This is a genomic window from Pseudomonas sp. UTLPPB19802, assembly GCF_059730225.1.
Genome location: NZ_AP048545.1, coordinates 5,930,288 through 5,944,002, shown reverse-complemented (window position 1 = coordinate 5,944,002; position 13,715 = coordinate 5,930,288). Strand labels below are relative to the sequence as shown.

At 64.4% G+C, this 13,715-nt stretch carries 11 protein-coding genes; 5 read left to right on the top strand and 6 right to left on the bottom strand.

The window, feature by feature from the left end:
* Position 1 precedes the first annotated feature (1 nt).
* From tssG to tssB, 6 genes are all read right to left on the bottom strand, one after another.
* Entirely contained in the window at positions 2-1,021 is a 1,020-nt protein-coding gene (gene tssG, locus AC6I6U_RS25655; protein WP_497878795.1) for a type VI secretion system baseplate subunit TssG, read from the bottom strand.
* Positions 985-2,778, bottom strand: coding sequence for a type VI secretion system baseplate subunit TssF (gene tssF, locus AC6I6U_RS25650; RefSeq protein WP_497878794.1), 1,794 nt, complete (start codon positions 2,776-2,778; stop codon positions 985-987). The genes tssG and tssF overlap by 37 nt, the downstream gene beginning before the upstream one ends.
* The gene (gene tssE, locus AC6I6U_RS25645) at positions 2,762-3,211 is read right to left on the bottom strand and encodes a type VI secretion system baseplate subunit TssE (protein ID WP_497878793.1); all 450 of its coding nucleotides are present in this window, start codon (positions 3,209-3,211) and stop codon (positions 2,762-2,764) included. Before tssE ends, tssF begins: the two co-directional genes overlap by 17 nt.
* 15 nt (positions 3,212-3,226) lie before the next feature.
* Positions 3,227-3,724, bottom strand: a complete 498-nt coding sequence (locus AC6I6U_RS25640) for an Hcp family type VI secretion system effector (protein WP_497878792.1) — start codon at positions 3,722-3,724, stop codon at positions 3,227-3,229.
* Positions 3,725-3,800: 76 nt separating this feature from the next.
* Complete coding sequence (tssC, locus tag AC6I6U_RS25635; RefSeq protein ID WP_497878791.1) at positions 3,801-5,288, bottom strand: type VI secretion system contractile sheath large subunit; 1,488 nt, start codon at positions 5,286-5,288, stop codon at positions 3,801-3,803.
* A gap of 28 nt (positions 5,289-5,316) precedes the next feature.
* Entirely contained in the window at positions 5,317-5,871 is a 555-nt protein-coding gene (gene tssB / locus AC6I6U_RS25630) for a type VI secretion system contractile sheath small subunit (protein WP_497878790.1), read from the bottom strand.
* Positions 5,872-6,173: 302 nt separating this feature from the next.
* On the opposite strand from tssB, the gene AC6I6U_RS25625 reads away from it, so the two are divergent.
* From AC6I6U_RS25625 to tssA, 5 genes are read left to right on the top strand one after another with little or no spacing between them, the layout of a single operon-like run.
* Complete coding sequence (locus tag AC6I6U_RS25625) at positions 6,174-6,548, top strand: type VI secretion protein (protein WP_497878789.1); 375 nt, start codon at positions 6,174-6,176, stop codon at positions 6,546-6,548.
* 43 nt (positions 6,549-6,591) lie between these two features.
* Positions 6,592-7,923, top strand: a complete 1,332-nt coding sequence (gene tssK, locus AC6I6U_RS25620) for a type VI secretion system baseplate subunit TssK (RefSeq protein WP_497878788.1) — start codon at positions 6,592-6,594, stop codon at positions 7,921-7,923.
* An 18-nt stretch (positions 7,924-7,941) separates the two neighbouring features.
* Positions 7,942-8,697, top strand: a complete 756-nt coding sequence (locus tag AC6I6U_RS25615; protein ID WP_497878787.1) for a DotU family type IV/VI secretion system protein — start codon at positions 7,942-7,944, stop codon at positions 8,695-8,697.
* Complete coding sequence (locus AC6I6U_RS25610; protein ID WP_497878786.1) at positions 8,694-12,530, top strand: type VI secretion system protein; 3,837 nt, start codon at positions 8,694-8,696, stop codon at positions 12,528-12,530. Before AC6I6U_RS25615 ends, AC6I6U_RS25610 begins: the two co-directional genes overlap by 4 nt.
* Positions 12,527-13,627 carry a type VI secretion system protein TssA gene (gene tssA / locus AC6I6U_RS25605; RefSeq protein WP_497878785.1) on the top strand — a complete coding sequence of 367 codons (1,101 nt, stop codon included), beginning with the start codon at positions 12,527-12,529 and terminating at the stop codon, positions 13,625-13,627. Before AC6I6U_RS25610 ends, tssA begins: the two co-directional genes overlap by 4 nt.
* Positions 13,628-13,715 lie beyond the last annotated feature (88 nt).

The following is a 13,715-nucleotide window of genomic DNA, read 5'->3' as shown; positions in this document are numbered from 1 at the left end:
CTCAAGCGATCTCCAGTTGGTGCAGGCGGGTTTCAATACGCTGTAGCCGGTCAATGGGCTGCGACTGCAAACCGCTGTTCCAGCTCAATTGTGGTGGGGCGTACTGGTCGAGCAGCATGGGGCTGGCCCCGCGTATCAGCAGGGTCAGGCCGCAATCCAGGTCGGGGCCGAAATACAGGGCGGCGAGGGCGGCCAGTGCCGGGTGGTCACCGCCATCCGGGAGAAAACGCACCGCCTGGCTATTGGGCAGGGGACCCAGGGTCAGGCGAATGCCGGCATGCTCGTCCCAGACCTGGGTGCCCGCCACGGCATCACGACCCAGGGTCAGGTTGCGCCCGCCAGGTACGATGCGGCTGCGACTGGCCGGGGGAATCTCGCGCCAGCCGCCGACATAGGCCTCGACCGTCGCCGGGATATTGAAATGTTGGCGGACCACCGCCGCGAAGCCCGCCAATGAGCGTCGGCCGCCGGCAAACAGGGCGCCACGGGCGAGAACCGCAGCATCGGGTAGTGCCCCGCGATCATGCAGGGCCCTGGGCAACAAGCCGCTCAGGGCGCGCAGTTGGCTGTGCACGGGTGTCGCGGCGGGTGGAAGGAAACCGAGCGCCAGCCGGTGCTTGCGCATCACCCGGTACAGCAGGCTGATCAGCCGGTGCTGGAACAGGTTGAGGAATTCGGCGGGCGCATGGTTCTTTTGCCTGGCCTGTTGTTGCAGCCACTCCTGGTCAGCGTAGGGCAGCGGACCATCGGGGCCGCCGAGACCGAATACCGGTGTGTTCAACACGGGTTGACGACCCCCGGTTTCCTCCAGGCTCTCCACTTCGCTGCTGGGAAACAGCGGCGTCAATGGCCCACGCAGGCGCACGGCTTCGGTCCTGGGGGCGGTGCCGGTGCCCAGCGGCGTGCCCTGCGGCTGCTCGCTTTCGAGCAGCAACAGCGCCTGCAGCAGTTCGAAGGCCTGCGGATCGTCGCGCAGTTGCTGGCTCAGAGGGACAGTGGCTGGCCGGGTTGGGGTTGCCATGTCTTGACCTCCTTGTCGGACTGCACCAGTACCGTACGCACGAAGCGGTTGGCGGTGGCATAAAGAGAGAAGAACTGCGCCAGCACCGCGCTGAACAACACCGCGCTGTCGCCGACGAAGCGTTGTGGGTCGAGCTGTACGCTCACTTGCAAGCCATTGCGCCAACCGCGCCAGGCATCCTCGCCGACATGGGCGACCACCCGTTCGCAGGTCAGGCTCATCAGGCCTTCGATCTGCCGGTGGGCACTGGCCTCGCCGCGCAGGTTGTGCAGTTCGAGAATTTCCTTGAGGGCCTCCAGTGCTTGCGGGCCTTCGACCAGCGACAGATGGTTGAGGGTCAATTGCGAGACCAGTTTCCAGCGCGACTCACCGTTCAGTCGCGGCAGGCTCTGCGGGCTCGGCGGGTTGCGCAGGCGAGCCCAGGCCACCGGTCCCGGCCGCTCGAAGTTCAGCGGCGTACCGGCGCCAAGGCTTTGCGCCAGATGGCGGTTGGTGCACAGCAACTCGGCGGTCACGCTGTATTCGGGAGCGTCTTCGCGGGGTTTGAACTGCGTGTCCACCAGGCTCAGCATCAGGTCGCTGCCGAGCCGGTTGGGGGTTAGCCCGCTGATGCGTCGGGCATGCCAGTACAGGCGGTCCTCGCCCATGGCGTGGTGGCTGCTGTAATAGGCTGGCACCTTGAGCACGCCACGCGGGGTCATGGCGCGCAGGCCGCGGATACTGTGGATCTCGACGCTGTTTTCGCGGTGGCTGTCGGCGATCAGCCGGTACTCGCTGCGGGTACCGTCAGGGCGCAGTGGTTCGGAGGTACGTGGGAACAGGTTGAGTACCGGGCTGCAGCCCAGCACGATGTCGCTGGCCTGCAGGTGCAGGCGACTGCCGGGCGAGCGGTCGAACACCAGGTACAAATAGAGGATTTGATGATCGTCCTGGCCGCCGCCGAAGGGCAGGTCGAAGAAGCTGAATTTCTCCGGGAAGGCGAAGTACTCGGCGAGCAGGCGCAAGCCGGGGTGGACGCCGTCTTCCTCCGGCAGCAGGGCTTCGTCGTTGGCGAATCCGACGATCTGCGGCAGGCCTTGCAGCGCTTGTGGCACCGTCCCGGGCGGACCGGCCAGCACCTGGGTGGTGTGGGCGCCAAGCAGATCGTAGAGCCTGGCGTTGACCACCGGCGAGGCGGCCAGGTGCAGGCGCAGTTGCCGCGCTTGCAGCTCCGACCAGAGGGTCTTGCCCTGGCAGCGAAAACCCAGGCGCAGGGCCGAGCTTGCCTGGTTCACTCCGGTCAGGGCCTGGGTCTCGTCGCTGTCGAGCAGCAGCGCTTCGGTGATTTCCAGCGGCCACAGGTCAACCTCGGTGCTGGTGCGAAAATGGATGCTCTCGCCCTTGACGGTGGTGACGAACAGCGGCGTATCCCGAGGCAGTCGATAACCGGCGGCGAGGTTGCCCTTGCTCGGGTCCGGCTGGAACTGGACGATGGCGCAGGACGGCAGGGGCCTCACCGATAATGGGTAGAGTTGTTCCAGCAGGGCGTCGCTGAACTGCGCGTAGTCATCGTCGAGTCGTCGTTGCAGGCGTGCGGCCAACAACGCGAAACCTTCCAGCAGTCGTTCGACATGGGGGTCGGGGCATTCACCGGGTGACAATTCCAGGCGGCGCGCCACCTTCGGGTACTGCTCGGCGAAGATGCCGCCTGCGTGACGCAGCCAGGTCAGCTCGCGCTGGTAGTAGTCGAGCAGTTCGGCATCAATCGAGTCGCTCATGGCGGACCTCGAACCCTTCCCGGGTCTTCTCGATGACGAACGCCACTGGCCAATGCTGCCGACCGCTGCGCAGGGCGCCGTGGAGGACGATGCCCAGTTGTTGCGGCTGTCCTTCCAGGGCTTGCACGTCGACGGCGTCCAGGGCCAGGCGTGGTTCGAAATGTGCCACCGCCTGGCGGATCTCCCGGGCGAGCTTGCGTCGGTCATCGCTGCGCTGGCCCTGCAACGCGGTCCAGTCGGCGATGCCATAGTCGAGGATGCTGGGCGGTGAGGTCAGTGCCTCGCCGGCCCGGCGGGTGTTGAACAGGCGTAGCAGTTCGCCACGCACCGAGTCGGCCAGTGCTGGCAGGTCGAAGGCCTCGACTTGCGACGACTGCCCCTCGCCAGCCGCGAGGCGCTCGAACAATGGAGGCAGAATGCCGGTCGCCGCCATGGCCGCCCGACTCCCTTACTTGACCAGCTTGTTGGCGGCCATGTCCCAGGTCGACGCGGCCGTGCCTTCCTTGGTGCCGTCATCTTTCTGGGCGGTGAGCTCCCACTTGATCTTGGTGAAGTTCAGCGAGATGGTTTCCACCGGCTTGCCGCCCGCACCACCGCTGACGCTGACGTTGGACAGCACCACGTTGTTCAGCGTGTAGATGATGAACGGCAAGAGTTGCCCGCTGCCTTCGGCGGCGTTGCGGCCGATTGTGATCTTGGCTTCGGGGATCGGTTTGCCGGCGCAGCAGTACTCGTTGAGCGAAGGGGTCGAGGTGTCGATGAACTTGGTCAGGGTGAACTCGCCGATGTGCGGCTTGCCCGAGGTCCGTTCCGAGTTGCTGACGTCGTTGGTCACTTGCATCGCCACGTTGTGGCTGTAGGACATGATTTCGATCTTGTCCTTGTAGCCCTCGAGCAGGCTGTCGCCCTTGATGTCGCCGCCGAGGTCGAGAATGATTGCATCCATCGCCTGAAACTCCTGAAAGTATGTTTACTGCAAGGAACGGGAAATCCCGCCGGCCACGAGGCCGGCGGGTACAGGCTCAGGCTGCGACCGGTGGCGGCAGGCTGGCGACCAGGCGAATCGAGGCGGTCAACTCTTCCAGCTGGAAGTGCGGTCGCAGGAATACCGTGGCGCGATAGGCTCCGGGCTTGCCGGCGATCTCCGTGACGTCGACCCGGGCTTCGCGCAGCGGGTACTGCGCCTTGATTTCCTGGGGCGCGTTGTCGTTGATCAGCACGTAGTCGGCGATCCAGTTGTTCAGGTAGGTCTGCACGTTATCGCGGGTCATGAAACTGCCGACCTTGTCGCGCATGATCACCTTCAGGTAATGGGCGAAGCGCGAGGCCGCGAGCACGTAGGGCAGCATGGCCGAGATCCGTGCGTTGGCGTTGGCCTCGTTGGTGTTGTAGAACTTGGCCTTGTTGGTGGTCTGGCCGCCGAAGAATACCGCCACGTCGCTGTTCTTCTTGTGGCACAGGGCAATGAAGCCGAGGTCGTTGAGTTCCTTCTCGCGACGGTCGGTGATCGCCACCTCGGTCGGGCACTTGAGCGACAGGTCGCCCGAGCTGGTGCGGAAGGTATGCGCCGGCAGTCCCTCCACCGCGCCCCCGCCCTCGGCGCCACGGATCGCCGCGCACCAGCCGTACTTGGCGAAGGCCCCGGTGATGCGCTGGGTCAGGGCCCAGGCGGCATTGCCCCAGAGGTACTTGCTGTGGTCGGTGCCGTTGACGTCTTCGACATAGTTGATGCCTTCCACCGGCTTGGTGTCCGGGCCGTAGGGCAGGCGCAGCAACGTGTGTGGCAGCACCAGGGATACATAGCGCGAGTCTTCGCTTTCGCGGAAGGAGCGCCACTTGATCAGTTCCTGGCTCTCGAAGATCTTCGACAGGTCGCGCGGCACGGCCAGTTCGGTGAAGCTGGTCATGTCGAACAGTTTCGGGCCGGCGGCGGCGATGAACGGCGCGTGGGCGGCGGCGGCGACGTTGGAGAGTTTTTCCAGCAGGCCGATGTCCTGGGGGTGACGGCCGAAGGTGTAGTCGCCCACCAGCAGGCTGTAGGGGTGCCCGCCAAGGGTGCCGTATTCGTCTTCGTAGATCTTCTTGAAGAGGGCGCTCTGGTCGAATTCGACGGCCTTTTCCAGGTCGTTCTGCAGCTCTTTCTGGCTGACGTTGAGCAGGCGCAGTTTCAGCCGGGTGCTGGTCTCGGTGTTCTGTACCAGCATGTGCAGGCCGCGCCAGGAGGCTTCGAGCTTCTGCATTTCCGGGTGATGGTAGATCTCGTTGAGCTGGTCGCTGATCAGCTTGTCGATCTGGCTGATGCGATCGTTGATCATTGCCACGGTGTCCTTGTCGACCGCCATGCCTTCATCGAGGACCTGGGTGGCGAACTCCGCGAGCATGTCACGGGCATATTCCTGCTGGCTGTCGTCGTGGGCCATGCGACCGTCGGCAATGATCTGGTCCAGCAGGGACAACGTCTGGGTGGAACCTTCGCTGCCGGTATTTTCGGCACTGGCGGAACTGGGCATGACAAATCCTCCGTGAATGGATGGGCGATCAGGCTTGCGGTTCTTCGGCAGGGGCGGCGCCGTCTTCGTTGGCGGCCGGGACATCGGTCACGCGGGCCGACGACTTGATTTCCTGCAGGCCCTCGGTGTTGGCGATCACGTCGCGCAGCAGCTTGTCCAGGTCGTCGTTGCCGTCGAGCTTGGTCAAGAGGTCGCGCAGGCGCTGGCGGGCTTCGAACAGACGGCGTAGCGGGGTGACCTGCTCGACCACCTGGACCGGTTCGAAATCGTCGATGTGCTTGAACTTCAGCTCGATGTTGAGCTTGCTCTCGTCCTTCTGGTCCAGGGTGTTCCTGACTTGCAACACCGCGCGCGGGCCGATGGAAGCGAGGACTTCGTTGAAGTTGTCGCGGTCGATCTCGACGAAACGCCGCTCGCCGAGTTTTTCCGGCGGGTTGACGGGCTTGCCCGACAGGTCGGCGAGGATCCCGACCACCAGGGGCAGCTCCTTCTTCTCGATGGCGCCGCCGGTTTCCACGTCGTAGGTGATCTGGACCCGCGGCGGACGAATCCGATCGAGCTTGTGCTGGGTGCTTTCGGCCATGTTGGCTGACTCCGATGCGTTGTGCGGGCGCAATGCATCGGTTGCCCGTGATCGCATCCCTTGCCGAACCGCGAAAGCCAGACAGGGTTGGAGAACACGAGCCTGTCATTCCTTCGACGGTCCCTCCGGTCCGTCATGACAACGAACTACCCAAGACGCTAGAACAGGTCTATAAAAAAGCAAGGCAAATCTATATCTGACCGGCACGGGAAAGGGAAAATTCAATTTTGTGCAAGAAAATCCTGGTTTTTGTATCGGCGCTGATACTGTCGGGCTGCTCGTTTTTCGGGCCAAAGGTCGGTGTGAGCAGCATTACGCTGGACGTCGCGCCCCTGGCCAACGACAACGCGCCGATCGCCGTGGACTTCGTCGCGGTGCGCGATCCCGACCTGTTCAAGCAACTGATCGGGATGAGCGCCCGGCAGTGGTTCAGCGAGCGCGAGCAACTGCGACGCGACTATCGCCAGCAATTGGATATCTGGGGGCTGGAGCTGGTGCCCGGGCAGTTCGTCGCCGAGCAGGACTTCCCCCTGAAGGGTCAGCGCGCGGCTGGACTTTTAGTGTTCGCCAGCTATAACACTCCCGGTGCGCACCGGCTCAGGCTGGATGATCAGCGGGAGGCCTGGCTGAAATTCAACAGCCGGGAAATGAGTCTGTTGAACCCGGCCGATCGCTGATCGGCCCTGCCTGCAAGCACCATCGGACGTCGAAAGGAGTCGTATGAGCCTGTTACCTGATGCGGTCTGCTGGTACGAGGGCATGCAGTTGCTGCCCCAGCACTTCCAGTTGCAGGGCCTGCGGGCCGAGGTCCTGGCGGCGCACCTGGCACAGGCGGGCAATCCGTGGTTCTGGGGTGTCGAGCAACTGGAGATCGATCCCTCGGCGCTGTGCGCGGGGGAGGTCCGTATCCTGTCCCTGCAGGCGACCATGCCCGATGGCCTGCCGGTCCGTCTGGATGCGGCGGACGGGGCGCTGCTGCAGCTCGACGTGAGCGAGGCCATTGCCAACTCGATCCATTCGATGGCCACGGTGTACCTGGCGGTCAATCCGTTGTGGCGCGGTGGCCAGTTGCGTGAACTCAAGGGCCGTCTGCAATCCTCTACCCGCGAGGCCCTGGCCGATCTTACCAGCGGTGAGAACCCGCAACCGGTCACGGTCTGGCGGCCGAACCCGCACCTGTGCACGGATGCGAACAGGGCCGACTCGGTCTGCCTGCCGCTGCTGCGTATTCGCAAGGAAGGTGGTGGCTTCGTTCAGGTGCCTTATGTTCCACCCAGCCCCAGGCTGTTGCCGGAGTCGTCGCTTGGCCGGCGGGTCGCTGCGCTGTGCGCGCGTGCTCGGGAAAAATGCCTGTTTCTCGCCGGCCGCCTGCGTCAGGCACAACAGGCGGGCAGCCAGGACGATGCCATGGAGATCCGGCGCCAGCTCGGTGCGCTCTGGTCACGCCTGCCGGAAGTCGAGGGACTGCTCAACAGTCGGGTCGCCACGCCCCAGGCCTTGCATGGCGTCCTATTGGGGATGGCCGGGGGCTGGTCGGTACTTGAGCCGTTGGCTGGCGTGCCGGCCTTCATGCCGCTGGACTACCAGGACCTGCAACGCGGCTACGACGAAGTGCTCAACTGGCTCGAACTGGGCCTGGAGCAGATTCGTGTCGGTTATCGCTGCCTGCCGTTCGAGCAGAGCGGCGAGCTGTTCTTCCTGCAATTGCCCGAGCGTGACCCCGAACAACGCCTGGTGATCGGCCTGCGGATGCCGGCCGGGGCCAGTGAGAGTGCCGCCGCCGAATGGCTGGAACGGACCATCATCGCCTCCGATCGCAACCTGACGATCCTGGCCCGCCAGCGCATGCCGGGCCTGCGCCACCAGGTCATGAGCCGTCATGAGCAGGTGGCCTACAGCGTTGGCAGCGACACCCGCCTGTTCATCGTCGAGGCGCGAGGCGAGTGGTTCGACCCCGAGCAGCCGCTGCACATCATCGCGCCGGCGTCGAAGCTGGCGGTCAACCCGTGGCAGATCGTTCTGTTTGTCGAGCAGGCCAATGAAACGCTGTAGTCAAGGAAGGGGAAGGCAATGCCGGATGGGAGTCTCGGAGCGGGGTTGCAGCAGTCACCGTTGAGCAGCGCGTTTCGCCAGGCCTGGCTGGAATGGCAGCAGGCCTGGAACGGCTTGAACAGGGACGACGAGGATGTGGCACGGCAGGTCGGCAGCGCAGTGGAGTTCTCCACGAAGATCAGCCGCAAGCTCTGGCGCAATGCCTTTGCCAGTGTCGGCGACTCGGCCGAGCACCAGGTCAAGGCTACCGTCTATGCGTTTGTCGCGCTGGTGGACGAGACCCTGTTGTATGCGAACTGGCCGGGTCAGCGGACCTGGCAGGACGATCCCCTGGAGTCGCTGCTGTACGCCTCCCGGCATGCCGGTGAGCAGTTGCCCCAGGCGATCGAAAAGATCCTGGCTGACGAGGTCTCGGGTACCCGCGACCTGGCCAACGTCTACCTGCAGTGCCTGATCCTGGGTTTTCATGGGCGCCTGCGCGGGGAAGCCGGGCTGGCGCTGCATGAGAAATGGCGGCATGCGCTGTTCGCCTTCGCCTGGCAGCGTGACGCCGACTATGTTGATGTCAGCGACTGCCTGGAGCGGCCCGCCAATGTTCCGGCCCGCCGCTTGCCGATCCGCCAGTCGTTGCCTGACGGCCTGCGCCTGGGAGTGGTGATTCTTGGGGTGGCGCTGGTGCTGTTCGGTCTCAGCCACTACTTCTGGTACGACATCAATGCGCAGGTGCGCTCGGGCATCGATACCAGCGACAGCGCCCTGGAGCAGAACCCATGAGCCCCCTGGCGATTGTTGCGTGGGTGGTCGGCGTGCTGCTGGTGCTGGTGCTGCTGGCCGTGGCGGTCTGGTGGTTGCGGACCCGGAGCGGTGCGGCGATTCGCAGTTTCTACGCTGCGGTCCGCAACATGGAGCAGGAACAGGGCATACAGGATCGTTATCAGTCGCCCTGGCTGCTGATGCTCGGCAACGAGGTCCAGGGGGCTCAACTGTGTTCCAGTTGGCACCTGTTGCCCAGCGACAAGCCGGCCTGGTTCGGCCGTTGGTGGTCTGACCCGGACGGCGCGGTGCTGGTGGTGCCGGAGGCGCTGTTCCTGCCGGACGAAGGGCTGAAGCTCAAACGCGGCAGTTGGTGGCGCCTGCTCGGCCTGCTTCTGCGCCTGCGTGCCAGGCGCCCATTGGACGGGGTGATCTGGACCGTCCCGGCCGGCCGCCTGTGGGACGACGAACAGGCGGCTGCCCTGGGCGTTGCCGCGCGTCGGCGTTTCATTGATCTGTTGCAGCGTTTGGGCCTGAGCCTGCCGGTGTATGTGGTGGTCACCGATATGGAGCAGATTCCCGGCTTCCAGGAGTTGGCCAGCGCGCTGCCCAAGGAGTCCCGCGAGCGGGTGCTGGGCTGGACTTCGCCATTTGCTCCGGAGACGCTCTGGCAATCGGAGTGGAGCGACCAGGCCCTGGACCAGATGACCCGGGTGCTGGGCGAGGCGATCACCGAGGTCGGCGTATTGTCAGGGCATCTGAGCGAAGACCTGTATGCGCTGCCGGATCGCTTCGACACCTTGCGCCGCAACCTGCAGACCCTGCTCGATCCGGTGTTCCAGGGTAACGCCCAGAATGAGGCACCACGTTTTCGCGGGGTGTATTTCACCTCCAGTGAAGCTCCGGGTTCGGCGCCGGCGTTTTCCGCCAGCGATGTACCGTTGCTGCACAGCACCTTTGCCCGCTTGCTCTGGCCCCGTCGGATCATCGCTGAACAAGGGCTGGCCCAGGTGGTGCCGCGGCTGTTGCGGCTGCGCCAGCGTTGGCAGCGGGTGGTCGGGGTGACGGCAGCGTTGGTCGGGCTGGTATGGGCGGTGGTCATGGTCTGGGCCTGGCAGACTTCGCTCAAGGATGCCCAGGAACTGTCGCGCCTGTTACAGGAAACCCGCGAGGGCTACGTCACGGTGGCGGACGAGGCACACCGGCTTGGGCCGACCCGGCGCAACGTGCAGGCTTTCTGGCGGTTGATGGAGCAATCGCCGCATTGGCATTTCACCTCGCTGGCCTTTCCGACTTCCTGGTTTTCATCCCACGACGACGAGCGTGACCAGTTGCTGCACGAGATGGCCATGACCCATATGGTACTGCCACTGCGTGACCTGTTGCAGGCGAACCTGGTTCAGTTGCGGGCGATCCGGAACACCGAGCGACGGCCCAATCTGGAAAGCGAGGACCCGTCGCAATGGCAGACCTATATCAAGTCCAGGGACCTGGTAGAGCGGGCCATGGCACTCGAGCAGCAATACCTGTTGTTGACCAGGGCGATGAACAATCGCAAGGCGCCGCTGGATGACCTGGCGGCGCTCAGCAACCTCACGCTGGGCCTGGGTATCAATGCCGCCACCTTGCCTCGCGCCAGTTTCTACAACCGATACCTGGCGCAGATGGACCTGTCGAACCTGATGCACGTCGACATTCCAGCCGAGCGCCTGACCATTGGGGACAACTTCAAGGAACTGATGGGACGTTGGCTGGACCAGTATTACCTGGCCGAGAACTTTGTCCGCCAGGCCGGTTACCTGAAGTTGCACCTGGACCAGCTGGAGTCCGGTGCGGTCAATTCCCTGGTCGAACTGGAAGACCTCAAGGGGATGATCGAGGACCTGCAGACGGCGGTCAGCCTGACCAATTCGACCTGGAGCCGAGGCAAGGGCCAGGACTTGGTGCCCGGCTACAGTGCGCTGATGGAAAAAGTCCGTCAGAGCGCCTTGCTCGGGGCGCCGGTGGCGCAGAGCCTGGAAGACCAGGCGGCCAGGCTGCAGCAGAGCTTTCGCGACCAGTGGATCGCCAAGACGGGGTCCAGAGGCAACCTGTTGATCCAGCAGGGCAGCGGACAACTGGTCCTGCAGGAGCACGTATTGCAATTGAACAATGCGATCACCGCCTTGTTTCGTCGTGATTTCGTGGCCATGGCCATGCGGGCCGGCGACAGCGTCCCGGGCAGCTACCAGAGTCTCGACAATGATGGCCTGAACACTGCGCTGACCTATTTCGCCAGCTTCAAGAGCTACGCCGGCGAGGAGATGCCGCGCATCCCGCCGGCCTATCGCGGGGCTCTGCTGCATGCCGCCGAGAATGCGGCGGCCAGGGCCATGTGGATGAGTCTGGACAACGGCCAGGGACGGGCGTTGGACACGACGTTCAATATCAAGACCGAACAGGCATTGGCGGTGCAGAGCGCGTTCATCGAACTCAAGCGGCCGGACCTGGCCACCAACCTGCAGAACTTCCTCAATCGTCAGGCGCTGGCCGAGGTCGGCAGCGGGCTGGAGCAGATCAACGCCCAGGCAGTGTTCCATGAGCGGGTCGATATCGATAGCTGGGACGGTTCGAAGAACCTTGGCCTGCAGTTGTTCCGGGCCAACGATGTGCCGGACCTGAAACTCGACCTCAAGCAGCAGTTCACCAGCATGCAGGCCATCGCCGAGGCCCGGGCGCCAGCGCTGGAGTGGCTCAGGGCCCAGCAGCAGAACCTGGGCGCGGGGGATTTCGAACGGTTCACCCGGCTCAACTCCCTGAGCGATGAATTGAACAAGTACAAGGAGCAGAATCCGGCCAGTTCGCCGGCGCTGATCGAGCAGTTGGTCAGTCGCGATTTCATCGATATGGACACCAACTCCTGCGGGCAAATCCTGGCCTCGGCCAACCTGCCCAGCGGTCATGGCGAACTGGCGCTACGTGTGGTGGCCCTGCAACAGAGCGCGATGCGCCGTTGCCAGGCATTGCAGCAGACGCAGGCGGTCGCGGCTTGGAACGAGCTGGCCGGCTATTTCAACCAGTACCTGGCCGAGCGCTTCCCGTTCTCCCATGGGCTGCAGGCAGTGGATGCCGAGCCGGCGCGGGTCCGGCACCTACTGGAGCTGATCGATACGCGCCTGCCCAGGGCCCAGGCCGGGCTGGTGCTGAGCCAGTCGCCTGAGCGGCTGGCCGCGGCGGATTTCCTCGAACGGTTGAAACAGGCGCGGGCCTGGCTCGGGCCGCTGTTCCAGCGCGACCAGAGCGGGATGATCGGCTTCGACATGGACGTTCGCTGGCGCACCGACCGCGAGGAGGAGCGCGGCGCCGACCAGGTGATCGCCTGGGCGCTGAATGCCGGTAGCCAGCAGATCAACTACCCGGGTGATGCCCAGCAACGTTTGCGCTGGATGGTCGGGCAGCCCCTGCGGCTGACCTTGCGTTGGGCACGCAACGGCTCCGAGCGGCCGCTGAGCGATCCGTTGCAGCCGAGCCTGGCGGTGGCTGATCTGGAAGCCGGTTGGGAATATGGCGGGCCGTGGTCGCTGCTGCGGATGATGCGTTCGCACCTGTCGATCATCCGCCAGCCGAGCATGGACTACACCGACTTCCCGCTGACCCTGCGCCTGCCGGTGCGAGGCTCGCTCAACGGCGATAGCCAGACCACCATGTTCATCCGGCTGTCGCTGATGACCCAGGGCGGCAAGCTGCCGTTGTCGCTGGCACCGCTGCCGGTGCGGGCTCCGCTGTCGCCGTTTTCCAGCTTTGGTACGGCGGGCCTGGGTGCGCCAGGTCCTGGCACCACCGGAACCGCGATCGGTAGTCAGGGGGCATTATGAGTCAGGCGGTTATCGAACTGTCGCTGTTGGTCGAGCCGCTGCTGACGGCGATTTCCGAGGATGCGCCGTGCGGGCAGAACCTGCGTTACGAGGCTGACTATGATCGGCTGCGCGAATTGCGGCGCGAGGACGATACCAGCTTGCCGGCTGGAGTATGGGAACGGCAGGCCAAGCGGGCAGAATGGTCGGGTGTCGAGCAGTTGGCCAGTGAAATCCTCCAGGGGCGCAGCAAGGATCTGATGGTCGCCGCCTGGCTCGGTGAGGCCTGGCTTCATCGCCGCGGCCTGGAGGGCTTGCAGGCGGCGTTGGCGTTGCTCTCGGGGTTGTGTGAACGCTATCCCGAGCAGGTGCATCCGCAGGCCGAGGAGGGCGACCAGTCCTGGCGGGTAACACCCCTGGACTGGTTGGTACGGCGTTATGCCGAGGTGCTGCATACACGGGTACCGTTGTTCGAGCCGGGCGGCGGCAGCGAGTTTTCCGGGTTGAATCTGTATGCCTGGCAGCAGTTGCAGGCGCGGCAGGTACTGGCCGGTGACAACAAGGCGGCCAAGGTCACTGTCGAAACTGCCCGGCTCGACCAGCAGAAGGTCAACGAACTGATCCGCGCCACGCCCTTGTCTTGGTGGCTGCACACGCAGAACCTGTTGCTGGCGTCGTTGCGTCAGTTGGAGGTGCTCGAGCAGTGGACCGATCGTTACCTGGGAGAACTGGCCCCGACCTGCCGACCTTTACGCGAGGTCATCCAGACATTGGCCACATTGGCCCGGGAGTTTATCGCCATGCATCCGCAACAGCCGGAACCGCCTGCGGGCGTGATTGAACCTGTGAATACGGACGTTGCGGCCGCGGTGCCCGAGTCGTCCGAGCCGGCCCAGCCGGCAGAACGCCTGGCCACCCCGCGCAGTCGCGAGGAGGCCTACCGGCAACTGCTGCTGATTGCCGACTACCTGGCCCGGACCGAGCCCCATAGCCCGGTACCCTATGTGGTGAAGAAGGCCGTGGAATGGGGCAACAAGCCATTGAACGAACTGCTGGGGGAGCTGATCAGCTCCGATGCCGAGGCTCGGCGGGTGTGGAGCCTGCTGGGGGTGTTGTGACAATTGTCGGGCCGGCTCGCTTGCCCGGCGATTTTGTGTCTAGACTCTCCTGTGCAATGCAGCAGGCCTTCTACTGTCCAGGGTACTG